The following is a 25,471-nucleotide window of genomic DNA, read 5'->3' as shown; positions in this document are numbered from 1 at the left end:
GCTCCTTATGACGGTAAGCGTGGCGCAATGTCCCGCAAGGGTAGATCAACCGGCCAGCAAAAGCGAACGCTGGCACCGCCTAGCGGGCTGCTCTCGATGGAGACATTTCCCTGCATAGCCAGCGCGATAGAGTGCACGATCGCCAGGCCTAAACCGCAACCGCCGGTGGCGCGATCGCGGCTTGGATCCAGACGTACGAAAGGTTCGAAAACCCGGGCTCGTTCCTCCTGCGGAATGCCCGGGCCATCGTCTTCCACCTGCAAACAGCCGATAGCGCCATCAAACCACAAACTGACGCGCAATCGCTGTTGCGCATAGCGCAGCGCGTTGTTCACCAGATTATCCAGCACGCGCTCCATCAGGCGCGTATCGGCGCTGCCGACGTTTTCCAGCTGCGGAATATCCAGCGCGATCTGTGTCTGCGGATTCATGGTCTGCACATCTTCAATATGCACGCGAAGCCATTGGGCGAGATCAAAGGTTTGCAGATGAAGATCGACGCGGGGGCGATCGAGGCGCGCGTAGGTCAGCAACTCCTCTATCAAACTCTCCAGCTGCCCGACATCGCGGTTCAGCGCGGCGGATTCCGCTGCGGTCAGATTATCGCTCATCTCCAGCCGATAACGCAGGCGCACCAGCGGGGTGCGCAACTCGTGCGCGATACCATCGATTAACTGTTTCTTGCTGGCCACCAGCGTATTGATGTTCTCCGCCATCTGGTTGAAGGCCACGCCAAGGCTGTGCAGGCTGGAGGTACTTTCAAAATGGGTGCGTACGTCCAGCTCGCCACGGCCAAAACGCTGCGCGGCTTTCTCAAGGCGCTGCATCTCTTGCCAGTGCGGACGCAGCCAGATAAATACCGGCAGCGCCAGCGACATGCCAATAAATGCCAGCAGCGCAATATCCAGAATCCGCATTTGGTGCAGGTAGAAAAGATAGGGAATAGGGCCAACGGAGAGAACGTAATGGCTACGCGGGATGTGCTGCAAAAAAGTGTACTGATCGTCGATCGCCACAATTTCACCGGCGCGCAGGCGTTTCATGTCTGCTTCATCGAGCTGATATTTGCTCATGGGTTCGATATTCAGGTCAAATGACAGATCGAGATCGAGGCTGCGAATGGTTTTACTCCAGTCGCGGGGCGGGATCTCGCGCAGTTCGCTGCGCATTAAAAACAGTGAACTGGCCATCAAATCGTTCATCGACTGGCGACCCGCGCGTTCGGCGGTGAATTTGTACACCAGACCGACCAGCAGCGTCATCACCAGAAAACAGACGAACAGCAGCAAATAGAACTGAATAAAGAGCTTTCTCATGCGGAGCGGGTATCCCAGGCCTGTGGTGCGAACAGATAGCCTTTATTACGGATGGTTTTAATGCGGAACGGCTCGGTAGCGCTGTCGTACAGTTTTTTACGCAGGCGAGAAATCGCCACATCAATACTGCGGTCCATGCCATCGTAGGTCACGCCACGCAGCGTTTTCAGCAGCGCATCGCGGTTGAGAATCTGCCCAGCGTGATTGGCCAGTTCCCACAGCAGATCGAAATCGGCGGTTGAGAGCACAATATTCTCTTCAAATAAGATGACCTGGCGATTAAGCGAATCGATGGTCAGCGAACCAAAACGCAGTACGCGCTGCGAACTTTGAATAGCAGGCGTCACTTCAGGCTGACCGACATGTGCCTGGCGCAGGTGCAACCGCAGGCGCGCCAGTAATACGGCGGGTGGCGTGGTTTTGAGAATGTAATCGTTAGCGCCCATCTCCAGCGACAAAATATGGTTCATGTCGCTATCGAGCGAAGTCAGCAGCACAATTGGGCCTTGCCAGCTGGCGCGCAGATCGCGGCATAAGGTCATGCCATCTTTGCCAGGCAACATGATGTCCAGCATTACTAAATCGGGATCGTGGGTGGCAATGGTGGCTTCGGCGCGGTCACCGCGCGTTTCAACAATCACTTCAATATCGTGGCGGCCAAGGTAAGCGGCGATCAATTCGCCAACTTCTGGCTCATCTTCCACATAGACGATTTTATTCATAATTCACTGAGACGGGTGAGAATGTCAGCAGCATAGCTTTTCCTGGTCCTGAGCTCTACGCTACCGCACGAAATATCCCTGCCTTACTGGTATGTATACCGTGAAATGTGCCATTATTAGCGGCGCGTTGTCGCGCAAGGTTCGGAACCGTAACGAAAAACAGGAGGAGTGCGAGGGTGTCTGATAAAGAGCTGGCTTCAGCCGGATACAGTGATCGCATCTGCTTCAATTACAGTGATTTTCTCTCCGCTTCCTGCAAAAAACGCTGGAGTTTTGTCGATGCCATTTACGGCGTGATGCCCATTTTTGGCATGGTGACACGTAAATCAGCGCATAACCTTCCGGCCAGCGACGATCACCTGAAAGAATTAGCATTACAAATCATTTCAACTCAGGTCAGCGATGAGATTAACATCGCGCGTCTGATCACCCTGGCCGAGCAACAGCACATCAGTCGCTTCGATATTCAGCTGCCTTATCCGTTGTCAGCTGAGCAGCTTGACGCTATTCATCAGGAATACCACAAGCCGCTTAATCTGACACAGCAGGATGACCTGCTGTGCGTTTCCATTCCGGTCCAGCCGCACTAATTCTTCAACTGCCACAACGCGGGCAGTGATGCAGCAATCAATAACACAATCGCGATGCGTTCCAGCTGTGACAATACGTTGTCGCCACGGCCGCCGCGTCGTGCATACAGAAACAGCAACAAACCTGGCGCATAGAGCACCACCGAAAGCAATAAATGCAGTGGACCGGATGCATACAGCAGCCAAATACCGTAAGCGCTAGCGCCAATGCCGGTGAACATCGCCCAGGGTTTGTTCTGACCGCGTACCACCTTAATCAGATATAAACCGACCAGCAGATAGGGCACTAAAATCATTTCCGAGGCGATGGTCAGCAGCGTGTTGTAATCCGCGCCGGTCACGGCGATCAAAATCAGACACACCTGCACGCTGCCATTGGTGAGCCATAACGATGCAGCAGGTGAGTTGTGACGGTTCTGCCGTGCAATGCTGCGTGGAAATGCGCCTTGCTGTGCCGCCAGGAACGGTACTTCAGCGGCCATAATCGTCCAGCTGAGATAAGCGCCACAAACGGAGATGATCAAACCGACTGCAATCACCGCATCGCCCCAATGTCCTAGCAGGTGTTTCATTAAGCCGGCCATGGAAGGGTTGCGCATCTGCGCCAGCTCGGCGCGCGGAATGACGCCCAACGACAGCAAGGTCACCAGCAGATAAACCAGCAGCGCCGCCAGCACCGCCATCAGCGTGGCGCGCCCAACATCCTGTTTGTTACGTGCGCGAGCAGAAACCACCACCGCACCTTCGACACCAATAAACACCCACAAGGTGATCAGCATGGTTTGCTTCACCTGCTGCCACAGAGGTTCCCCCAGCTCAACGCCGCTAAAATCAAAGCGGAAGCGATCGTAATTGAACGCCAACAGCGCCAGCACTACAAATAGCAGCAGCGGTACCAGCTTACCTAACGTTGCCAGTAGATTAATGCTGGCCGCAGTTTGGACGCCGCGCAACACCAGGCAATGCACCAGCCACAACAGCACCGATGCACCGAGCATTGCCTGCCAGGTATTACCATCACCAAACACCACGTGTTCGGGTGTATCGGTGAAGAAGCTCAGAGCGGAGAAGACAATCACCAGATAGGAGACGTTAGCAATCACCGCACATAGCCAATATCCCCACGCCGAGCAAAATCCCATCAGCTCACCAAACCCGGCGCGCGCGTAGGTAAAGATGCCGCCATCCAACTCCGGTTTCAGTCGCGTGAGTAATAGCATGGCGAGCGAGAGGAAAATAATCCCCACGCCGGTGATAAGCCAGCCGATCAGCAGCGCGGCCGGACCGGCGACCGCTGCCATATTTTGCGGCAGGCTGAAAACACCCGCGCCGAGCATGGAGCTGAGCACTAACGCAGTGAGCGCGCTAAGACCTAATTTTTTATCCAAAACGCCCATCCTAAGCAGCAGAGTATGCTGGGTGGTGACGATTCCTTTAGTGTCTCAGGTGGCGATTTGCCAACTTTAAAACGGAATCACCTAAAACAAGGCGGCAGATTTTACGGAGTGCGAACAGGGAAGGCAATGCAAGACTATGCAAATCTGCGCACAGATTATGCAATCAATTGAGAAGGGCGGCGAATACCGCCCTGAGGGGAATTTATTTGAACAGATCGGCCGTAACGGTCAGATTGCCGCCACTCTGGTTCTGCCATTGGCGTGTAATGTGGTAGTACTTGGCACCTTTCGCCACTGCACGCTTGCCAACCGCTTCGGAGATTTCGGTTGGTGTACCAAAGTGATCGGAGAAGGTGATGGTGTCGAACGGTTGCATTTGAGCAGCGGTAATCGCATTCACTTCCTGCACGCTGCGGCCGTCCGCAGTTTTCACGGTGTAACGTTCGCCAGTGGAGCTTTGTGTTTCGAAGAAACGCCCCACATTGCGGCTTGGCGTCTCAGAGGAGGCCACTCCCGGGATGGCTACTTTCGTCGCTGCGGTGCCACCGGCGGCCAGCGCTGCTTTACCGGCTTCTGAATCAGCAGGGATGGAGTCTGAGGTGTTTTGCACCTTACGCTCTGGCGCATCGGCTTTGTACACATAAGCGGTAACGTACTGGTTGCCGCCATTGTTGGCATCAACCTGACGCACAATAAAGAACGAGGCCGCGCCCTTATTTTTCGCCGCTTTACCAATTGCCTCGTTGACATCCGGCTGGCTAGAGAAGAATCCATTGACCGATACGGTATCGTATGGCTCAAGGCGATAGGCTTCTGCTTTCGGCAGCTCTTTCACGCCTGAGAAGCTGCGATATTTGGTTGAGTCATCCGCTTTCGGGGCATTGGCTTTATAGAGATCAGCCGTTACGCGCCAGTTACCGCCATTGCCGTTACTGTCATTGATACCTTGCACATAGAAAGAGTCGGCGCCTTTGGCATCGGCTTGTTTAGAGATGGCATCAGTCGCATCGCCAATGGCATTGAAACGGCCGCTGATATTAATACGTTCGAATGGTTTCAACGCGGCCGCTTGCTCTGGCGTTAACTCTTTAGCAGCAAAAGCATTTGCTGCCAGCAGTGATAACAAGGTTGACGCCAGAATGGTGTTCTTCAGCTTCATAAAAATGATCCTTCGCCTTACGCAAAATGAGTACGAAAACGTGCTGGACTCTTGATGTATAACAGATTAGCCGCTGATTATTGCATGTAATAATCGGCCTGTCTCAGCCAATTTAAGCGCATAGGATTGACAATAATTGCGGATTATTCTCCGGGCTGTCATTGGCTTGTGCTAAGGCTTTTTTTTGCACAGTTAATCACTTAATCTGGTAACACTTAGCGCCATAATAGTTAACGCATTGTTAATTAAAGGTTTTTAAAAATACTTAATTCGACATGACACGATTTTGCGCAGCAGAATATTTTTTAATACGCCCTAAATGCAGTGGCAATACATAGCATTCAATCTTTGCGTCTGAATATTTGTGTGAATGTCATAAGTGCGCGTTATCGCTGTAGATCACTCTTCATATTTTCAGTAGGTTATAAAGACTTTGTTACATTGTGCATTTTGCTCATAAGAAGCTGAAACACCGTTTCGGCTTTTGAGCATTTGCCACTTATAGAACCTCATCCTTTAATTGTTGAAAGGAAACAGTATGTTAATTGGGATACCCAAAGAACGGTTAGCCAATGAGTCGCGCGTGGCCGCCACGCCGAAGACCGTTGAGCAACTGATCAAGCTGGGATTCAGCGTAACCGTTGAACAAAACGCCGGGCTGCGCGCCAGTTTCGATGATGAAAGCTTTATTGCTGCTGGCGCCACCGTGACTAACGGCGCTGAAGTATGGCAGTCAGATATCGTATTAAAAGTGAATGCGCCTGACGATCAAGAGATCGAACTAACGCGCGCCGGCAGCACGCTGGTGAGCTTTATCTGGCCGGCGCAAAACCCTGCGCTGCTGGAGAAATTGGCTGCGCGTAACGTTACCGTGATGGCAATGGATTCGGTGCCGCGTATCTCACGTGCACAGGCGCTTGATGCGCTGAGCTCAATGGCGAATATCGCTGGTTATCGCGCCATCGTTGAAGCAGCTCATGAATTCGGCCGCTTCTTCACCGGTCAAATCACCGCTGCCGGTAAAGTTCCACCGGCGAAAGTGATGATCATCGGTGCGGGCGTGGCGGGTCTTGCCGCAATCGGCGCCGCGGGCAGCTTGGGCGCCATTGTGCGCGCTTTCGATACGCGTCCGGAAGTGAAAGAACAGGTGCAAAGTATGGGCGCCGAGTTCCTTGAGCTGGACTTCGAAGAGGAAGCAGGCAGCGGCGATGGCTATGCCAAAGTGATGTCTGAAGCCTTTATTAAAGCGGAGATGGAACTGTTTGCGGCACAGGCGAAAGAAGTCGACATTATTGTCACCACCGCGCTCATCCCTGGCCGCCCGGCACCCAAATTAATTACCACGGAGATGGTTGCCAGTATGAAGCCGGGCAGTGTCATCGTTGATCTGGCGGCGCAAACCGGCGGCAACTGTGAATTGACGGTTGCCGATCAGGTTACGCTGACCAGCAATGGCGTGAAAATTATCGGTTACACCGATCTGCCAAGCCGCCTGCCAACACAATCTTCTCAGCTGTACGGCACCAACCTTGTCAACCTGCTGAAACTGTTGTGCAAAGAGAAAAATGGTGAAATCACCGTTGATTTCGACGATGTGGTGGTGCGCGGTGTCACGGTGATTCGTGATGGCGAAGTGACCTGGCCAGCACCGCCGATTCAGGTTTCGGCGGCGCCAAAAGCACAACCCGCAGCGCAACCTTTGCCTAAGGCTGAAGCCAAACCGGTTTCGCCGTGGCGTAAATATCTGCTGCTGGCGCTGGCATTAGTGCTGTTTGCCTGCCTGGCGAATGTTGCACCGGCTGACTTCTTATCACACTTCACCGTCTTCGCGCTCTCGTGCGTGGTGGGTTACTACGTGGTGTGGAACGTGAGTCATGCCTTGCATACGCCGTTGATGGCCGTCACTAACGCCATTTCCGGCATTATTGTGGTGGGCGCGGTATTGCAGATGGGCCATGGCGGTTGGGTAACGATTCTCTCGTTTATTGCCGTGCTGATCGCCAGCATCAATATTTTCGGTGGTTTCACCGTCACCCAGCGCATGCTGAAAATGTTTCGTAAGAATTAAGGGGTAGCAACATGTCTGGCGGATTAGTTACTGCAGCATATATTGTTGCCGCAATTCTGTTTATTTGCAGCCTTGCAGGTCTCTCGAAACACGAGACCTCTAAGCAGGGTAATATTTTCGGTATGAGCGGGATGGCGATTGCGCTGCTCGCCACCATTTTTGGTCCAAACACCGGTAACGTTGCCTGGATTTTACTGGCAATGGTGATTGGCGGTGCGATTGGCCTGCGTTTGGCGAAGAAAGTCGAAATGACTGAAATGCCTGAGCTGGTGGCGATTTTGCACAGCTTCGTGGGTTTGGCGGCGGTGTTGGTGGGCTTTAACAGCTACATCGATCATGCTCCAGGCCTGGCACCGGTGATGGAAAACATCCATCTGACCGAAGTGTTCCTGGGTATCTTCATTGGTGCAGTGACCTTTACCGGCTCGCTGGTAGCATTTGGCAAGCTGCGCGGAAAAATTTCCTCTTCTGCGCTGATGTTGCCACATCGTCATAAAATGAACCTTGCTGCGCTGGTGGTCTCTTTCCTGCTGATGCTGTGGTTCGTGCAGACCGATAGCACTGGCGCACAAGTGTTTGCGCTGTTGCTGATGACGATTATTGCACTGGTGTTTGGCTGGCATCTGGTGGCATCAATTGGCGGCGCCGATATGCCAGTCGTGGTCTCGATGCTGAACTCATATTCCGGTTGGGCGGCTGCGGCAGCAGGTTTCATGCTCAGCAATGACTTGCTGATCGTGACCGGTGCCTTGGTAGGTTCCTCCGGTGCCATCCTCTCTTACATTATGTGTAAAGCGATGAACCGCTCGTTTATCAGCGTTATCGCCGGTGGCTTTGGTACCGACGTTAGCGTGGGTGGTGAAAGCGAGGAGGTGGGTGAACATCGTGAGATCACCGCTGAAGAGACCGCCGAACTGCTGAAAGCCTCGTCTTCCGTGGTGATCACGCCGGGTTATGGCATGGCGGTGGCGCAGGCACAATATCCGGTTGCTGAGATTACCGAGAAACTGCGCGCGCGCGGCATCAAGGTTCGCTTTGGCATTCACCCGGTTGCCGGTCGTTTGCCGGGCCACATGAACGTGCTGCTGGCGGAAGCCAAGGTGCCTTACGATGTGGTGCTGGAGATGGACGAAATTAACGATGACTTCAGCGATACCGATACCGTGTTGGTTATCGGTGCTAATGACACCGTCAATCCGGCTGCGCTGGAAGATCCGCGGAGTCCAATCGCCGGTATGCCCGTTCTCGAAGTGTGGAAAGCGCAGAACGTGATTGTGTTTAAACGTTCGATGAGCACCGGATACGCCGGCGTACAGAATCCGCTGTTCTTCAAAGACAATACGCAGATGCTGTTTGGCGATGCGAAGGCGAGTGTGGAAGGCATTCTGCGCGCGCTATAAACAAGCAGGGCGGTGAAGTGATTCACCGCCCTGGATGCAAGGAGCAAGGACGGCCAATGCGTGCCGTCCTTTTTTATTTAATCGTCTTCATCTTCTTCGTCATCGTAATCAATCGGCGATTTAAAATCGTCCGGTTTGATTGCCAGCAAATCACAGCGCAAATGATCGATCACCTGTTCCGCCGTGTTGCCCAGGAATGCCGCAGACAATCCGGTGCGACCAATGGTACCCAGCACCACAATCCCGGCATCCAGATGCGAAGCGATATCTGGAATCACTTCCTCGGGCAAACCTTTTGCCACATGCGTAAACTCTTCACTGATCGAGAATTTCTGGCGTAGCGCTTTCATCGCCACCAGATGCTGGCCGCGAATCGCATCGTTATAAACGCTGGGATCAAAGTCAGGCAATTCAATAGCAATATTGATTGGCGTAATAGGGTAGGCGCCGACTAAATGTACCTCAGTGTGATTCACCATCTCAGCGAGCAGCGTCGTTTCACGAATCAACTTTTGATTCAGCTCATCATGATGCGGCTCTTCGCTGGCCAGGTTAACCGCCACCACCGCTTTACCCCCTTCAGGCCAGGCCTGATCTTTCACCATCCATACCGGACATGGGCATTTACGCAACAGATGCCAATCGGTTGGGGTGAATATCACCGCTTCTAGGCGATCATGTTGGTGCGCCATTTTCAGCACTAAATCATGCTGATGCGCCAGAATCTCCTGGATGATGGCTTCGTAAGGGCGGTTGTGCCATACCACTTTGATTTCGATCTCAACACCAGCTTCCAGATAAGCCTGGGCCTGTTGGCGAATCCACTCGGTACGTTGACTAATTACCCCTTTGCGCATGTTGGATCGCTCATCGGGTGACAGCAACGTGGTCATTTCGTAGGAGAAGTCGTAAATAGGCAGGAAAGCTTTGATTTTTCCGCCGATACGCTGATTAAGATAAACCGCACGACGCAGCGCGGGCTGGTCATCCTGTTGGGCGTCAATCGCCACCAGAATATTTTGGTACCGGGACATAAGCCGATCTCCTAAACCAAAGCAAGTTGGATTAAAGATAGCCTAAGTTTACGTAGGGCAGAAGCGGAAAAGTTGTTGCCGGATCAATAAAATAACTTTTACTGACCCGGCACAGAACTACGCGGCTTGTTCAGTCTGGCCAGCGAGTTCTGCCAGTAAAGCGTGGTTCTCAATGGTGATATATTTGCCTTTAACGGCAAGCATGCCACTTTTCTGGAAGCGACCGAGCAGACGGCTAATGGTTTCTACGGTTAGTCCCAGGTAGTTACCAATGTCGCCACGCGTCATGGTCAGACGGAATTCGCGCTGCGAGAAACCGCGCTGGCCGAAACGGCGCGACAGGTTCCAGACAAAAGCCGCCAGGCGCTCTTCGGCATTCTTCTTCGACAGCAGCAAAATCATATCCTGATCGCCTTTAATCTCGCCGCTCATCAAACGCATCATTTGCTGACGCAGGGCGGGCATTTTACCTGAGAGATCGTCAAGGGTTTCGAAAGGGATTTCACACACCATCGAGGTTTCCAGCGCTTGTGCGAAGCTAGGATGTTTGGCGCCAACAATCGCGTCAAAACCCACCAAATCGCCTGCCAGATGGAATCCAGTAATTTGCTCATCACCTTGTTCAGTAATGGTGTAGCTTTTGATGGAACCGGAACGAATAGCGTAAAGGGATTTCAATTCATCACCGGCTTTGAACAGCGTCTGGCCTTTCTGAATCGGCTTTTTGCGCTCAATGATATTATCCAGCTGATCCAGTTCGTGCTCGTTCAGCGTGAAGGGAATACACAATTGGCTGATACTGCAATCCTGGCAATGGATGGCACAACCGCCAGACTGGATACGTCGTATGCTGCGTTTTTCCGGGATCATATAGTTACGCTCGATGATTATTGACTGCGGTCAATTTTAACATTTTTCTTCGCGAAGGGAACTCATCCGAGCAGTAAATGCCCTTAAAACCACATCAATGCTGGGTATTCCCGGGTTTGCGCCGCTTTAAACGACATGGCTTTTTTGATCTGGAACGTTTAGTTGCCATATTTACAGCTATTCAGTTCCTGTTGGAGCGCAAAAAGTGACAGATGTATTGCTAATCATCCTTTGCTACTCTTTTGCTTTAGCGTCGAAATGGACGCTTAGGTAAACACCAGGCGAGAGGAAACACCATGAACCTTGATGATGAAGACCTTTTCCGCGACGCCATGGATGATGTCACACCCCTCAAGAATTGCGCTAACACCCAATGGTTACGCGCGCCATCGCCGAAAGCTCCGCGTGCACCCCATGAAGGCGATAAACAGGAAAATTTTCTAACGCGTGGCTATCTGGACATTATTCCGCTGACCACGCCGCTGGAGTATAAGGTGGATGGCGTCCAGCAAGGCGTGCTGGACAAGCTTCGCTTAGGCAAATATCCGCCCGAAGCCAGCCTTAATCTGCTGCGTCAACCGGTCGAAACCTGCCGTCAGGCGCTGTTTAGCTTCATCCTGCAGGCGAATAAACACGGTTTACGCAATCTGCTGATCGTGCACGGCAAAGGGCGTGATGATGAGTCGCACGCCAATATTGTACGCAGTTACCTGGCGCGCTGGCTGCAGGAATTCGAGCAGGTTCAGACATTTTGTACTGCGCAACCGCAGGACGGCGGGGCTGGTGCACTGTATGTCGGGTTACGCAAAACCGAACAGGCGCGGCTCGAAAACCGCGAACGCCATGCTAAGCGCAGTCGTTAACTGTGGAACTTGCGGATGGTCGCCATCAACACTTCGGTGCTCAGGCTTAAAGGGCTGCCGCTGCGGGTAATAATGCCGACCGGCTCGCCCGGTCCCGGCGACGCAATCGGCAAAGCGCACAGCGCATCGTGATTTAAATCTTCCTTAATCGCGCCAGAGGGCACAAACCACACGTAGTCGTAACGCAGCGCCAGCTGACGAGCCAGCGACGTAGATGAGGTTTCCACGCAGTTGGCCGGCAGCGAACAGCCTTGTTCATTTAGCATATGTTGGGCAATGCGGCGTGGCGCCGTACCTTCTGGAGAAATTACTACCGGCCACTGCATCGCGCGTGAAAGCATCACGTTGTCACTCAACAGCGGATGATCCGGGCGTACCACCAACTTGAGTGATTCCAGGAACAGCAATTCATAGGTCAATCCGGCCATCATTTCACTGTCAGCCATGCGGCCAATGCCGACATCAAACTCGCCGGCGCGTAAGCCAGCCAGCAAAACGTTGTTGTGCAAGGTAGCCACCTGCACGGTGGTATTCGGCTGCTGTTCGTGGAAGCGATCCAGAATCTGCGGCAGCATGCCCATGGCGGCAGTGGTAAGCGCGCCAAGGCGAATGACCACTGGGCGTCCCGGCTGCGGTGCGTTAAAACTCTGCCCCGCATGATTGAGCGCATCCAACACTTTTACCGCGTGAATCAGAAACTGTTCGCCCAAAGTCGTCAACTGGGCGCCAAGTCGACCGCGTTCGAACAGCCGCGCTCCCGCCAACTCCTCCAGCTCGTTTAGCGTTTTTGACAGGGCAGGCTGGCTAAGATTAAGCGTCTCGGCGGCACGGCCAAGCGTGCCTTGCTGCGCCACCGCCACAAAGGTATGTAAATGACGCAAGCGAATGCGCTGATTGAAAAGGATATTTTTGTCCATACGCCCAACATAATGAGTTCTGCCGAGTAGCGGCAATGGGGAAAATGAAATTATGTTAACCTGCCTGCAAAATTATATTAACAAAATTGCTGCAAAGAGACTTGAGCAACTAACCCCCTGAATTCATTGCTGTTACTGTAAGCACTATTATTTCCCCTTGCCGCATGACTCAGATAATCAAGGGCTTGCAGCCAAAAATCTTGAATGATTCTCAATTGCACTCAAAAACTTTGCCCGTTATTGTTAACGATGAGCTATGATTAGCGCCGTTTTTTTTACTAAATCTGATGCCCTAAACGGTTAAAAGTGCAGGAGTCGTTACGTGACCAGCGTTGAAGCAGTAGACGTTCGCCAGCTTATCAACAAGAGTGCGCTAAGCAGCTGGCAGAAGCGCTTAATTGCGCTGTGCTTCGTGGTGGTGGCGCTGGACGGCATGGATATTGCGCTGATGGGCTTTATCGCACCCACGCTGAAAGCCAGTTGGGGCGTCACCAATCATCAGCTTGGCATGGTGATTAGCGCGGCACTGATTGGGCTGGCGCTGGGTGCCATGGTTGCTGGACCGCTGGCCGACCGTTACGGGCGCCGCGTGATGATTCTTATCAGCGTACTGTTTTTTGGCCTCTGGACGCTGGCTACCGCGATGGCGCAAAACATCGAACAGATGATGCTGTTTCGCTTTCTCACCGGTTTAGGCCTCGGAGCCGCAATGCCGAATGTCGGCACATTGGTCGCTGAATATGCGCCAGAACGCCGTCGATCTTTCATTATCACCGTGGTGTTCTGCGGCTTTACCTTTGGTGCCGCGACGGGGGGCTTTGCTGCTTCCTGGCTGCTGCCGCGCTACGACTGGCATTCAGTGATGCTGATGGGCGGCGTGCTGCCGCTGATCGTTCTGCCGTTTTTAGTGCGCGGTTTACCTGAGTCAGTCCGTTTCCTGATTAGCCGTCGCGCACCCGCTGCGCGTATTCACGCCATCCTCGAACGCATGATGCCGGGCAGCGTAAAGCCCGGTAGTCATTATCAAAGTCCTGAATTGCCGACTGCGCGCCGCGGCTCGGTGGCGACGGTGGTGTCGCGCCGCTATCTGTTTGGCAGCTTGATGTTGTGGGGCGGCTACTTTATGGGGCTGTTTCTTGTCTATTTGATTGGTAGCTGGATGCCATCATTGATCAGCACGCTCGGCATGTCGGTTACTGAAGCGGCGATTGTCACCGCAATGTATCAGGCCGGCGGCACCATCGGTTCGTTATTTGCCGGCTGGCTGATGGACCGCATCAACGCCAATCTGGCACTGGCGCTCATCTACTTTTGTGGCGGAATTGCCATTGTGGCACTCGGCTTTTCCCCGGCACAGGTCGGCTTAATGAGCGCCATCGCCTTCTGCAGCGGCTTTTGCTTTAACGGTGCCAACACCGGAATGAATGCGCTCTCCGCCAGCTATTACCCCACTCACGCGCGTGCTACCGGTTCCAGCTGGATGCACGGCGTGGGGCGTGTCGGCGCCATTATCAGCGCATTCGTTGGCGCAGAGTTGTTAACGCTCGGCTGGTCGTTCAGCCAAATCTTCCTGCTGCTGGCGATCCCAGCGGTGTTAACCACCATCATGCTGGTGCTGAAGTGTCGTTATGGTGACCAGGCAAACGTCGTTGAGTGACAAGGCGATCACAGTTCCACGAAATTGTTACCCGCAGTTAAAGGGTTGATCTACAGTAGCAACAACCCTGTAGAACAAGGTGATGATGATGCCTAACTTTCTCAGCAGCGATGCCATTCGCACGCTGTTCTCCCAGTCCATGTCGACCATGTATCAGCAGGAAGTGCCGCAATACGGCACGCTGACGCAGTTGGTCACCGCTGTTAATGACCGTACGCTGGAAGCCAATCCGGCGTTAAAAAATCGCCTCTCGGCGGCGGATGAACTGAGCCGACTGAGCGTCGAGCGCCACGGTGCGATTCGCGTCGGCAAGGCTGATGAACTTAATACGCTACGCCAGATGTTCGCCGTCATGGGTATGGAAGCGGTCGGTTATTACGATTTGTCGCAGGCTGGCGTGCCGGTGCATTCGACGGCATTTCGTCCGGTTAGCGAACGCGCCCTGCGCCATAATCCGTTCCGCGTCTTCACCTCATTGTTACGCCTCGAATTGATTGATGACGAAGCACTGCGCGAAAAAGCCGCTGCGATTCTCGCCGCGCGCGACATCTTCACACCCGGCTGTCGCGCCTTGATTAGCCAACATCAGCAGCAGGGCGGCTTAAACGCGGCTGACGCGGCTCGCTTTGTGCAGGAAGCGCTGGAAACCTTCCGCTGGCATGCGCATACCACGGTGGACAGCGCCACTTATCGCGCGTTGAGCCAACAGCACCGCCTGATTGCCGATGTGGTGTGTTTCCGCGGTTGCCATATCAACCATTTGACGCCGCGTACGCTGGATATCGATCGCGTGCAAGCGCTGATGCCCTCGCGCGGCATCGATCCCAAGACCCTGATTGAAGGCCCGCCATCGCGTCAGGTGCCTATTTTGCTGCGCCAGACCAGCTTTAAAGCATTAGAAGAGACGGTACATTTCAACGATGGCACGCCAGGCACGCACACCGCGCGCTTCGGTGAAATTGAGCAACGCGGTGCGGCACTGACGCCGCAAGGGCGCGCGCTTTACGATCGTCTGCTGGCTGAAGCCGGCACCGGCACTGATAACCAGCAGCATCAGCAGCACCTCAGCGCCGTATTCCGTGATTTTCCGGATGATGAAACCGTGTTGCGCGAACAGCAGCTGGCGTGGTTCCGCTATCGTCTAACCGAAAAAGGCGAGCATCAGCCACCGCGTGCGGGTGAAAGCGTCGCGCAATTGCTGGCTGAAGCGCGTTTAACCGCTGAACCGATTGTCTATGAGGATTTCTTACCGGTTAGCGCGGCGGGGATTTTCCAATCGAATCTCGGTGATGTGGCGCAGGCACGCAGCGCAGGCAATGCCAGTCGAGCGGATTTTGAGCGGGCGTTGGGTAGCGCGGTGCAGGATGAAATGGCGTTGTATCAGCAGATGCAGCAGCGCAGTCTGGATCGCTGCGGCGTGGCGTAATGCGTAAATAATAGAGCCGGTCTGTGAAGTGGCAGTCTCACTTCAGCAGACCGGCTGCTTTTCTTGTCGTTATTGCAAGCGCGAATCACGCACCAGCGTGTACTTCCCAGCACCCAAAAACATAATGGCCAGCGCGCCAAGCAGGTAAAGAGCTTCTGTTTCCAGGGCCCAGGCACCAACATCCGTGCGATGCCAGATGGCGCCCATTTTTACCAGCAGTGTCGCGACGATCATATTCACCGCAATAATGAACGCCGCCGGGCGGGTCATTAATCCGATAATTACCATTACTGGCGCCGCTATTTCCCCGATGTAAGCACCGTAAGCGATGAAACCTGGCATCCCTTTGACGGCAAGCATGTGCGCGATCCAGCCAACGCCATGTACCACTTTGAATGCACCATGAAACAGCAGTAGTCCGCCAAACGTCAAACGTAACAGCAGCTTACCGAAGTCCGGGTGATCACACATCCGGTTGAACATCTGATTAATGCCACCAAACATGCTGTTTCTCCGTCGCGCCAGGTTAACGTGTAACCTTAGAACAAATGGCCTTGATAGGGTTAACCAAAATATTTGATGGAGTTGTTCAAAGATTCACGCCGCGTTTCGGCTTAATCTGCAAATGCTTTCAGAACATGGACATTCACTCAAGGCCTGCAAATAATGGAATGATGCTTTATCAGGGAACCCGAGATGAATAATGAACGACGTCTGAGGATCATGACCGCAGAAGGTGAACTCAGAGGCCTAATGGATGAAGATCTTTTTGTCTTCAAGGGAATACCGTACGCCGCAGCACCGGTCGGTGCATTACGCTGGCGACCGCCGCAGCCGGTGCAACCCTGGCAAGAGGTGCGCGATGCCACCGAATGGGGCGCTGCGAGCTGGCAGAATCATAACTATTGCGTGGCTGCCGGCGGTGGCGATCCTGGCCGCTTAAGTGAAGATTGCCTGTACCTGAATGTCTGGACCCCTGATGTTGAGCCATCGCGACCGCTGCCTGTGATGGTTTGGTTACACGGCGGGGGTTTTACTATTGGTGCGGGCAATCTTGATCCCTATCGTGGCAAAGCGCTGGCGGCACAAGGCGTGGTGGTGGTGACGCTAAACTATCGCCTGGGCCATTTCGGTTTCTTTTCTCATCCCGCGTTGGATGCGCAATATCCGGCAGGCGGCGTGATCAACAACTTTGCCTTGCTCGATCAAATTGCCGCCTTGCAGTGGATTCAGCGCAATATTCCCGCCTTTGGTGGCGATCGTCAAAACATTACCTTGTTCGGTGAATCATCTGGCGCGCGCAGCGTGCTCTCACTGTGCTGCTCTCCACTGGCTGAAGGACTGTTTCACAAAGGCATTGTGCAGAGCGCCTACAGCTTGCCGGATATGCCTAAACAGCAGGCACAACAGCTGGGACTGCAGGTTGCCGCCCATTTTGGTTTGCCAGAAAATGCCAGCGCAGAACAGCTGCGCGAACTGGCTGCCGACCAATTTTGGCCGCTAGAACGTCCGTTAGCGCTCGGTCCCGTGCCGATCAGCGGTGATGCCGTGCTGCCCAAACCGATGTTGAATACCTTTATGAGCGGCAAACAGCATCGCATCCCTATAATGATTGGCAGCAACAGCGATGAGGCCAGCGTGCTGGACTATTTTGGTGTTGATGCCACCGCCGTATTGAAGCAGATGCGCAGCAAAAACCGCGTCAGTTATCGCCTGATGAAATGGCTTTACGACCTCCACGATGACGCGCTGCTAGGACGTGCAGTGGCGCGCGATATGGCTTTTACCGTGTTGCCGTTTATCGTTGCGCAGGCACAGCACAAAATCGGCTTGCCTGCCTGGCGCTACTGGTTTGATTACGTCTCTGAAAATGCCCGCGACCTTTATCCGCATGGCACCTGGCATGGCAACGAAATCCCCTATGTCTTCAACACGCTCGATACGCTTACGCCGGTGGCTGAACGCACTTACAGCGAGCAGGATAAAGCGTTTGCCGCTGAGGTGAGCCGCTATTGGGTCACCTTCGCACGGGAGGCCAGCGAATTTAGCTCGCATTTGCCCGGAGCCGTAGATTGGCCGGTCTGGCGCTCGGGTGAAGATCTGACGCTGGCGCTTGGCGATCGCGGCAGAGCACAAGCGGTGGTAAAGACGCGATTTATGCGTGGCAGGCTGCGCTTATTCCGCTTAATGATGCGCAGCCACGTGAAACTTTAGTGAGGCTGCTAATGGTGTAATTGCGCAAATGATTTTATAAGGCAAATTTGCGCCTATGCTGCTGATAAATCGTAGAAGTGCTTTTTACTCACCTCAGTCAGTAAGCAATTAATTAGCTTACAAAACCGTTACATTTTCCCTATCCGATGCCGATAAACGCAATATGCCCGATTTTATCGGGCCTCCTTCGCGTTTCACACCAAGGGATTATGTATGGGTATCTTAAAAAACTTCACCATCCGCGCCGTAATGCTCACCATTCTCGGGCTGTTTTGCCTGCTGTGGTGTGCCGTTGGGCTGTTTAGCGTCCACTCACTGAACGCCCTCGGCGAGGGCAACGAGATTGACCGCCAGCTGGTCAATCAAATGACGGTATTAAGCAAAGGGAATGACCAGTATTTTCGAGTAGTTACGCGTCTGTCGCGCGTGATGGAAGGCCGTGCGTCGGGAGCCGCTGTCAATGGTGATGCTTTCGCGCCGGTGCAGCAAGCGCTCGACAATATGAAAAATCTGCTGGCGCAGTTCAAAACCATGGCGCCCGGTCCAATGGACGAAGCGACCGCCAACAGCGTGATTGCTAACTGGCAAAAGCTGCTGGATGAAGGCATCGCCCCGCAGGTTGCTCTGGCGCAGCAGGGCACGGTGGATGCATATCGCGCGCAGGCCAATAACGTTACGCCGCCGCTGAGCCGCGCTTTTGGTGCCAGCGCAGAAGCCTTCAACCAAGCCGCAGGCAACAAACTGGATCAGACGCGCGTGACCGTCGATCGTCTCACCAGCATTACCAAAGTGATTATTTTAGTGGCGGTGGTGATTGGCTTGTTCATCCTGCTGTTTACCGATCGTTACCTGGTCGCGATGCTGGTAAAACCGCTGGAGCGCGTGCGCAACCACTTCGCCATCATTGCGCAGGGCGATCTCAGCCAGCCGGTGGCCGAGTTTGGCCGCAACTGCGTCGGCAAACTGGTGCCGTTACTCAGTGCAATGCAGGACAGCCTGCGTGAAGCGGTAAGCGCCATTCGCAGCGGCACCGAGAATATCTATCGCGGCGCCGCAGAAATTTCGTCCGGTAACAACGATCTCTCATCACGTACTGAAGAGCAGGCGGCAGCGCTGGAGCAGACGGCAGCCAGCATGGAGCAGCTCACCGCCACGGTGAAATTTAACGCCGATAATGCGCGTCAGGCCAGTTCGTTAGCAGAAACCGCTACCGGTACCGCGCAACAGGGCGGACGTCTGGTGGGTGAAGTCGTCACCACCATGCAAGGCATTTCCGGCAGTTCGAAGAAGATTGCTGAGATCACCAATGTGATTAACAGCATCGCTTTCCAGACCAACATTCTGGCACTAAACGCTGCGGTGGAAGCCGCACGCGCTGGTGAACAGGGACGTGGTTTTGCCGTGGTGGCCAGCGAAGTGCGCAATCTGGCACAGCGCAGCGCCGGTGCCGCAAAAGAGATTGCCACGTTGATTGAAGACTCCGTGCAGCGCGTGGAGAGAGGCTCGGAGCTGGTGAGCAGTGCGGGCAGCACCATGCACGATATTCTTAAGTCAGTGCAGGACGTCAATGAAATCATGAAGCACATCGCTGCGGCTTCAGAAGAGCAGAGCAAAGGCATTTCGCAGGTCGGTACCGCCGTCACCGAAATGGACAGCGTGACGCAACAGAACGCCTCGCTGGTTGAAGAAGTGTCTGCCGCTGCCAGCGCGCTGGAGCGTCAAACCCAGGAGCTGCAGGCATCAGTAGCCAGATTCCGTCTGTCGGACAGTACGCCGGTCAGCAGCGCCGTTGCCGCACCGGCGGCCACCGCGCTGCGTCGTCCGGTACTGGCAGGCGCCGCTGGCGCTCAGCCGAAATCCACGACTGACGAATGGGTCTCTTTCTAAACGTCCGATAACCACGCCACCAGTTCCGGCAGGAACGGTGGCGCATCCTGTTCCGCCCGCTGTAACAGGCTGTAGCTCGCGCCGGTTGCCACACTGGCGGTAAACGGCGCAATCAAGCGTCCATGCGCCAGATCATTCTGCACTAAGGTGACATCTGCCACCGTGACACCAAATCCCTGAATCGCTGCGCTGATGGCTAAATCCATGGTGGCGAAATGCTGATTGCGCGCCATTGGCAGCGCCGCAGATTGCTTTGTCAGCCACAGCTGCCAGTCGCGCACATCCTGTGTGGGATGCAGGAAGGTAAACTTCGCCAATTCACTAATCTGCCCAGGCGGCGTGACGCTGCTGGCCATCACCGGCGTTAAACGCTCCTCGAACAGACAAATTGCCCCCGCAGGCGTTGGTCCAAACACAATCGCCGCGTCAAAATTCTCCAGCTGCGAGCCATGATCGAGCGTGGTAGTGAGAGCGACGTGAATGTCAGGACGCTGCTGCTCCAGCGCCACCAGTCGCGGCACCAGCCAGCGCATCGCGCAGGTCGGTGCCTTGAGCCGAATGGAGGCGTTGCTGCGGCTGGCTTTTTCGGTGGCATTGACCAGTAAGGTGAATCCTTGCTGCAGCTCCGGCAGCAGGGCAGCGCCCTGCGCGGTGAGATGCAATCCGCGGGCATGGCGCGTAAACAAAGCGAATCCTAACCAATTTTCCAGCGTAGCAATTTTGCGGCTCACCGCGCCCTGAGTGATGCACAGTTCGTTAGCCGCGCGCGTTAAATTAAGATGACGTGCGGTAACCAGAAACGCATGAATGGCATTAAGCGGCAGAGCGGAACGGGACATAACAACCTCAAGCTATGATTTTTAATCATGGCTATTATGACAACAATTCGCTTGTCGACTCAAGCCACACGCCGTTGAATAGAAATCTATTTTCATTACGTGGTTATGCAACTTTCCGAGGCAACGATGACCCTGAATAGCAGTGTTAACATCTCTTCCAAACAGCCTGATGTCGGCACGACGATTTTTAGCGTCATTGGCCAGCTCTCGGCGCAACATCAGGCTATTAACCTTTCGCAAGGCGCACCGAATTTCCCCTGCGATCCGCAGTTGGTGGAGCTGGTGAGTAAAGCGATGCGTGAAGGGCACAACCAATACGCCTCGATGACCGGCTTGCCGGCGCTACGTGAAGCGCTGGCCGAGAAAGTCCACACGCTGTATGGCCAGCAATATGATGCTGGCAGCGAAGTGTTGATCACCGGCAGCGCCAGTCAGGGCATTTACATGGCGATCTCGGCGCTGGTGCATCCCGGCGATGAAGTGATCTTCTTCGAACCGGCCTTCGACAGCTACGCGCCGGTGGTGCGTTTGCAGGGCGCCACGCCAATCGGCCTGAAGTTGCAGGTACCTGATTTCGCCATCGACTGGGACGAACTGCGCGCTACCATTACTCCGCGCACTCGCATGATCATCATCAACACGCCGCATAACCCTAGCGCACAGGTGCTGTCAGCGGCGGATTTGGATCAGCTCGCGGCGTTGACGCGCAACACCGATATTGTGGTGCTGTCTGATGAAGTCTACGAACACATTTTGTTTGATGGCCGCACGCATTGCGGTATGGCGACGCATCCAGAACTGGCGCAGCGCAGCGTGGTGGTTTCCTCCTTTGGCAAAACCTTCCACGTTACCGGCTGGCGCGTCGGTTATGCGCTGGCACCGGCCGCGTTAATGGAGGAGATCGTCAAAGTGCATCAGTTTATGATGTACGCCGCTGATACGCCGATGCAGGTCGGCTTTGCTCACTATCTGCAACAGCCGCAAAACTATCTGCAGCTATCGCCGTTCTATCAGGAGAAGCGCGATCGCCTGCTGACATTGCTGCAGGATTCGCCATTTAAGCTGCTGCCGAGCGCCGGCTCATTCTTTATGTTGGCCAGCTACGGACATTTCAGTGACGAAAGCGATAGCGAAATGGTAAAACGTCTCATCGTCGATCACGGTGTGGCCACCATCCCGTTGTCGGCGTTTTATATGGACGGCACTGACAATAAATTAATTCGCCTGTCATTCGCAAAAGACGACGCAACACTTCAGGCCGGTGCAGAAGCGCTCTGCCGGGTCAAAGGGTAACTTAGGGGTAAATATAATGAAAAAATTGAACGCACTGTTTGTCGCTCTCGGTATGCTGACCTCGGCGCACGCGCTGGCGCAGGAAACCTTACGCTACGGTCTGGAATCGCAGTATCCGCCTTTTGAAAGCCGCAACGCGCAGGGCGAACTGGAAGGTTTTGATATCGAACTGGGCAAAGCGATTTGTCAGATTGGCAACTTCGACTGTAAGTGGGTGGAAAGCAGCTTTGATGCGCTGATCCCGGCGCTGCAGGCGAAAAAGTTTGATGCCATCAACTCAGCGATGAACATCACCGAAGCCCGCGCCAAAAGCATCGACTTCACCAAGCCGATTTACCGCATTCCCACCATGCTGATCGTGAAAGAGGGCGAGAAGCTGCAGCCAACGGCGGAATCGCTGAAAGGCAAAAATATCGGTGTGCTGCAGGGTTCGATTCAGGAAACCTATGCGAAGAAACATTGGGAAGCGCAGGGCGTAACCGTGACCTCTTACCAGGATCAGAACCAGGTTTATAACGATATGGTGGCAGGTCGTCTCGACGGTACGTTGGTGATGTCGGCGGCGGGTCAATCGGGCTTCCTGGAAAAGCCGCAGGGTAAAGGCTTCGCCTTTGCCGGTAAGCCGGTTGAGGATGACACCATTCTCGGCACCGGTATCGGTTTTGGCCTGCGTAAAGGTGATGCCAAACTGAAGCAAGCGCTGGATGCGGCTATCACCAAGGTGCAGACCGACGGTACCGTTACCAAACTGGCGGCGAAATTCTTCCCAGGCATAGACGTGTCAGCGAGCAAATAATGTAAAAAAGGTCGCCAAAAAAGGCGACCTCCATTTAATCGTAAGGTCGTCTTTTATGACGACCTTTTTTGTTTTATTTCGCCGCTAAATAACACAGCGCTTCCGCTACCTGATACGACTTCACAAACGATGGAACCGGTAAAAACTCAAAGCGCGAATGGAAATTGTGCGCGCCGGTAAAGAAATTCGGCGTCAGCAGACCTTTCGCTGACAGCGCTGCACCATCGGTGCCACCGCGCATTGGAATCACTTTGGGTTCTACGCCCACTTGTTCCAGCGCGGCAAAAATCAGGTCAATTGCGCGACGATCCTCACCAATCGCATTACTGATATTGCTGTACGTATCGTTAATGGTCAGCGCCACATGTCCGGTGGGATAACGCGCGGCAATCTCATCGGCCACTTCCACCAGTTGCTGCTTCCGCTTATCAAAACCCTGCAGATCGAAATCGCGAATCGAGGCTTTCAGGATGGCGCGGCTGGCATTGGCATGCATATCATTGAACCAGATATAGCCTTCGCGGCCTTCAGTATGCTCGGGTGTTTGCAAGCGATCAAAGCGCGAGATGAAGTCATGCGCCATCAGCAGTGGATTAACTAACACGCCTTTGCCCGACATCGGATGCGCCGGTACGCCGGTGAACACCAATTCAGCGGCGGCGGCGTTGAAGTTTTCATATACCACTTCACCCAACTCGCAGCAGTCGATGGTCCAGGCAAAATCGACGTTAAAGCGTTGCTCCAGATCGAGCGCTTTCGCACCGCGCAGGCCAATCTCCTCATCGGGCACAAAGGCCACCACGATATCACCGTGATCGCCACGCAGGTTTTCCAGCAGCGTCATCACCACCGTCACCGCCGCTTTGTTGTCGGCACCGAGCACGCTGGTGCCATCACTAAAGATAATCTCTTGCCCCAGATAAGGTTGGATTTCCGGGTGTTCCGCCACGCGCAGCCAGATGTCCTGCGTACGATTCAGGCACAGATCTTCCCCGTTAAACGTCAGGGTTTGCGGGTGAATGTCCGGCGACAAGCCCACATCCACGGTATCAATGTGGGTGATAAAGCCAATGCGCGGTGCAGCAGGACGATTGCCGGGTTTGACGGCGGTAACCGTGGCGTGCTGGTCAATCACAATCTCCTGCAATCCGAGTTCGGCCAGCTCCTTTGCCAGTAATTCCGCCATCGCGTGTTGGGACGGCGTACTCGGCAGCGTGGTTGATTTGGCATCGCTCTGGCTGGAAACCGCCAGATAACGGTAAAAACGCTGGGTCAATTGGCTGGCAAGTTGGTCTGTCATCACAATTCCTTATTAGCATTGCGGCGTCGGTAGTACGCGTGCTGGTTAAATCATGTTATTTATTAGTCAGATGAACATTAAATAACGAAGCTGACTCATGGAAGTCAATAAAAAGCGAGGATCTTAATGAAAAAAGTGATGGCAAAACTGACGCTGACGGCACTCGGATTAGCGGTAGCAGGCGGCGTTTCGGCGAAAACGCTGGTTTATTGTTCAGAGGGATCGCCCGAGAACTTCAACCCGCAGCTGTACACGTCGGGCACCAGCGTGGATGCCAGCGCCGTGCCGATTTTCAACCGCCTGGTTGATTTCACTCCGGGCACAACCGAACTGGTACCGAGCCTGGCCGAGAGCTGGTACATCAGCCCGGACGGCACGGTTTACACCTTCCATCTGCGTAAAGGGGTGAAATTCCAGAGCAACAAACTGTTTAAGCCTTCGCGCGACTTCAATGCGGATGACGTAATCTTCTCGTTTATGCGTCAGATGGACGCCAAAAATCCCTACCACAACGTCTCGGGCGGCAACTACGCCAACTTTGAAAGCCTTGAGCTGGCGAAGCTGATCAAAGGCATTGATAAGGTTGATGACAACACCGTGCGCATCACCTTAGCGCATGCCGAAGCGCCATTCCTCGCTGACCTGGCCTGGTATTTTGCCTCGATCCACTCGGCAGAATACGCCGACCAGATGTTGAAAGCGGGTACGCCAGAAAAAGTCGATATGGAGCCCATTGGCACCGGCCCGTTTGAACTGGTGCAGTATCAAAAAGATTCGCGCATTCTCTATAAAGCCTTCCCGGAATACTGGCAGGGCAAGGCGAAACTCGATCGCATCGTCTTCTCCATCACCCCGGATGCGTCGGTGCGTTACGCCAAGCTGGAGAAAAATGAGTGCCAGATTATGCCGTTCCCCAATCCGGCCGATCTGGAGAAGATGCGCAGTAACCCTGATCTGACCCTTGAGCAGAAATCGGGTCTGAACACCGGCTTCCTGTCATTCAACACCACCAAAGCGCCGCTGGATAACGTCAAAGTGCGTCAGGCGCTGGCGATGGCGATTAACAAGCAGGCGATCATTGATGCCATTTTCAAAGGCACCGGTACGGTGGCAAAAAACATTCTGCCGCCCGACGTGTGGAGCGCGGATAAAGACCTGAAGGATTACGACTACGATCCCACCAAAGCCAAAGCGCTGCTGCAGGAAGCGGGAATTAAACCGGGTACCGAAATTGCGCTGTGGGCGATGCCGGTGCAGCGACCATATAACCCGAATGCACGACGGATGGCGGAGATGATTCAGGCCGATTGGGCCCAGGTGGGCATCAAAGCCAATATCGTTAGCTATGAGTGGGGCGAGTACCTCAAGCGCGTGAAGAGCGGCGAACACCAGGCGGCATTGATGGGCTGGACCACCGCGACCGGCGATCCGGATAACTTCTTCGGCCCGCTGTATAGCTGTACGTCGGCGAATGGCGGTTCCAACTCATCCAAATGGTGTTATCAGCCGTTTGAGAAAATCATCACCGAAGCCCGCGCCGAGCAGAATCATGATAAACGCGTCGCGCTCTATCAGCAGGCACAGCAAATGATGCACGACCAAATGCCAGCGGTGATGATTGCGCACTCAACCATTTTCGAGCCGGTACGCAAATCGGTGAGCGGTTATCAGGTCGATCCGTTCGGTAAACACATCTTCTATCCGGTGGATATCAAGAACTAAG

Annotated in this window: 21 protein-coding genes; 11 read left to right on the top strand and 10 right to left on the bottom strand. The window is 54.1% G+C overall.

The window, feature by feature from the left end:
* Positions 1-5: 5 nt before the first annotated feature.
* Together rstB and rstA are read right to left on the bottom strand one after the other, a co-directional pair.
* Entirely contained in the window at positions 6-1,316 is a 1,311-nt protein-coding gene (gene rstB, locus PMI17_RS07965) for a two-component system sensor histidine kinase RstB (RefSeq protein ID WP_007887993.1), read from the bottom strand.
* Positions 1,313-2,038, bottom strand: a complete 726-nt coding sequence (rstA, locus tag PMI17_RS07960) for a two-component system response regulator RstA (RefSeq protein ID WP_007887991.1) — start codon at positions 2,036-2,038, stop codon at positions 1,313-1,315. Before rstA ends, rstB begins: the two co-directional genes overlap by 4 nt.
* Positions 2,039-2,214: 176 nt before the next feature.
* Here rstA and PMI17_RS07955 point away from each other — a divergent pair, with 176 nt between their 5' ends.
* A complete protein-coding gene (locus tag PMI17_RS07955) occupies positions 2,215-2,628 on the top strand; it encodes a hypothetical protein (protein ID WP_007887990.1) in 414 nt (137 codons plus the stop codon).
* Here PMI17_RS07955 and PMI17_RS07950 read toward each other — a convergent pair.
* Both PMI17_RS07950 and ydgH read right to left on the bottom strand, forming a co-directional pair.
* A complete protein-coding gene (locus PMI17_RS07950) occupies positions 2,625-4,016 on the bottom strand; it encodes an amino acid permease (RefSeq protein WP_007887989.1) in 1,392 nt (463 codons plus the stop codon). The two genes, PMI17_RS07955 and PMI17_RS07950, sit on opposite strands and share 4 nt — an antisense overlap.
* Positions 4,017-4,227: 211 nt before the next feature.
* Positions 4,228-5,184 (bottom strand): DUF1471 family protein YdgH, encoded by a 957-nt coding sequence (ydgH, locus tag PMI17_RS07945; protein WP_007887988.1) that lies wholly within the window; start codon positions 5,182-5,184, stop codon positions 4,228-4,230.
* 538 nt (positions 5,185-5,722) lie between these two features.
* Here ydgH and pntA point away from each other — a divergent pair.
* On the top strand, positions 5,723-7,252 hold the full coding sequence (gene pntA, locus PMI17_RS07940) for a Re/Si-specific NAD(P)(+) transhydrogenase subunit alpha (RefSeq protein ID WP_007887983.1): 1,530 nt from the start codon (positions 5,723-5,725) through the stop codon (positions 7,250-7,252).
* 11 nt (positions 7,253-7,263) lie between these two features.
* The gene (gene pntB / locus PMI17_RS07935; RefSeq protein WP_007887980.1) at positions 7,264-8,652 is read left to right on the top strand and encodes a Re/Si-specific NAD(P)(+) transhydrogenase subunit beta; all 1,389 of its coding nucleotides are present in this window, start codon (positions 7,264-7,266) and stop codon (positions 8,650-8,652) included.
* A gap of 77 nt (positions 8,653-8,729) precedes the next feature.
* On the opposite strand, the gene uspE is transcribed toward pntB, so the two are convergent.
* Positions 8,730-9,686: a universal stress protein UspE gene (gene uspE / locus PMI17_RS07930; RefSeq protein WP_007887979.1), complete on the bottom strand. Its 957-nt coding sequence runs from the start codon at positions 9,684-9,686 to the stop codon at positions 8,730-8,732.
* Positions 9,687-9,803: 117 nt separating this feature from the next.
* A complete protein-coding gene (locus PMI17_RS07925) occupies positions 9,804-10,556 on the bottom strand; it encodes an FNR family transcription factor (protein ID WP_007887976.1) in 753 nt (250 codons plus the stop codon).
* Positions 10,557-10,852: 296 nt separating this feature from the next.
* Here PMI17_RS07925 and smrA point away from each other — a divergent pair, with 296 nt between their 5' ends.
* Positions 10,853-11,419 (top strand): DNA endonuclease SmrA, encoded by a 567-nt coding sequence (smrA, locus tag PMI17_RS07920; RefSeq protein WP_007887975.1) that lies wholly within the window; start codon positions 10,853-10,855, stop codon positions 11,417-11,419.
* Here smrA and PMI17_RS07915 read toward each other — a convergent pair.
* Complete coding sequence (locus PMI17_RS07915; protein WP_007887974.1) at positions 11,416-12,336, bottom strand: LysR substrate-binding domain-containing protein; 921 nt, start codon at positions 12,334-12,336, stop codon at positions 11,416-11,418. The genes smrA and PMI17_RS07915 overlap by 4 nt on opposite strands.
* A 322-nt stretch (positions 12,337-12,658) precedes the next feature.
* Between PMI17_RS07915 and PMI17_RS07910 the strand changes: the two genes are divergently transcribed.
* Both PMI17_RS07910 and PMI17_RS07905 read left to right on the top strand, forming a co-directional pair.
* Complete coding sequence (locus PMI17_RS07910) at positions 12,659-13,993, top strand: aromatic acid/H+ symport family MFS transporter (RefSeq protein ID WP_007887973.1); 1,335 nt, start codon at positions 12,659-12,661, stop codon at positions 13,991-13,993.
* 88 nt (positions 13,994-14,081) lie between these two features.
* Positions 14,082-15,419 carry a VOC family protein gene (locus PMI17_RS07905; RefSeq protein WP_193372775.1) on the top strand — a complete coding sequence of 446 codons (1,338 nt, stop codon included), beginning with the start codon at positions 14,082-14,084 and terminating at the stop codon, positions 15,417-15,419.
* Positions 15,420-15,488: 69 nt separating this feature from the next.
* Here the strand turns inward: PMI17_RS07905 and PMI17_RS07900 are convergent, their stop codons facing one another.
* Positions 15,489-15,923 (bottom strand): DoxX family protein, encoded by a 435-nt coding sequence (locus tag PMI17_RS07900; RefSeq protein ID WP_007887968.1) that lies wholly within the window; start codon positions 15,921-15,923, stop codon positions 15,489-15,491.
* 192 nt (positions 15,924-16,115) lie between these two features.
* Between PMI17_RS07900 and PMI17_RS07895 the strand changes: the two genes are divergently transcribed.
* Both PMI17_RS07895 and PMI17_RS07890 read left to right on the top strand, forming a co-directional pair.
* Positions 16,116-17,633, top strand: coding sequence for a carboxylesterase/lipase family protein (locus tag PMI17_RS07895; RefSeq protein WP_007887965.1), 1,518 nt, complete (start codon positions 16,116-16,118; stop codon positions 17,631-17,633).
* Between the two features lie 213 nt (positions 17,634-17,846).
* Positions 17,847-19,520, top strand: a complete 1,674-nt coding sequence (locus tag PMI17_RS07890; protein WP_007887962.1) for a methyl-accepting chemotaxis protein — start codon at positions 17,847-17,849, stop codon at positions 19,518-19,520.
* Here PMI17_RS07890 and PMI17_RS07885 read toward each other — a convergent pair.
* On the bottom strand, positions 19,517-20,359 hold the full coding sequence (locus PMI17_RS07885) for a LysR substrate-binding domain-containing protein (RefSeq protein ID WP_007887959.1): 843 nt from the start codon (positions 20,357-20,359) through the stop codon (positions 19,517-19,519). The genes PMI17_RS07890 and PMI17_RS07885 overlap by 4 nt on opposite strands.
* 126 nt (positions 20,360-20,485) lie before the next feature.
* Between PMI17_RS07885 and PMI17_RS07880 the strand changes: the two genes are divergently transcribed.
* Complete coding sequence (locus PMI17_RS07880; protein WP_007887956.1) at positions 20,486-21,652, top strand: methionine aminotransferase; 1,167 nt, start codon at positions 20,486-20,488, stop codon at positions 21,650-21,652.
* A gap of 16 nt (positions 21,653-21,668) precedes the next feature.
* Positions 21,669-22,448 (top strand): transporter substrate-binding domain-containing protein, encoded by a 780-nt coding sequence (locus PMI17_RS07875; protein WP_007887955.1) that lies wholly within the window; start codon positions 21,669-21,671, stop codon positions 22,446-22,448.
* Positions 22,449-22,521: 73 nt separating this feature from the next.
* On the opposite strand, the gene pepT is transcribed toward PMI17_RS07875, so the two are convergent.
* Positions 22,522-23,748 carry a peptidase T gene (pepT, locus tag PMI17_RS07870; protein ID WP_007887954.1) on the bottom strand — a complete coding sequence of 409 codons (1,227 nt, stop codon included), beginning with the start codon at positions 23,746-23,748 and terminating at the stop codon, positions 22,522-22,524.
* Positions 23,749-23,874: 126 nt separating this feature from the next.
* Between pepT and PMI17_RS07865 the strand changes: the two genes are divergently transcribed.
* Positions 23,875-25,470, top strand: coding sequence for an ABC transporter substrate-binding protein (locus PMI17_RS07865; RefSeq protein WP_007887953.1), 1,596 nt, complete (start codon positions 23,875-23,877; stop codon positions 25,468-25,470).
* Position 25,471 lies beyond the last annotated feature (1 nt).

The organism is Pantoea sp. GM01, assembly GCF_000282675.1.
GTDB classification, from domain to species: domain Bacteria; phylum Pseudomonadota; class Gammaproteobacteria; order Enterobacterales; family Enterobacteriaceae; genus Pantoea; species Pantoea nemavictus.
Note: the sequence above shows the minus strand (reverse complement) of the source record. Positions and strands in the feature narration are given on the sequence as shown.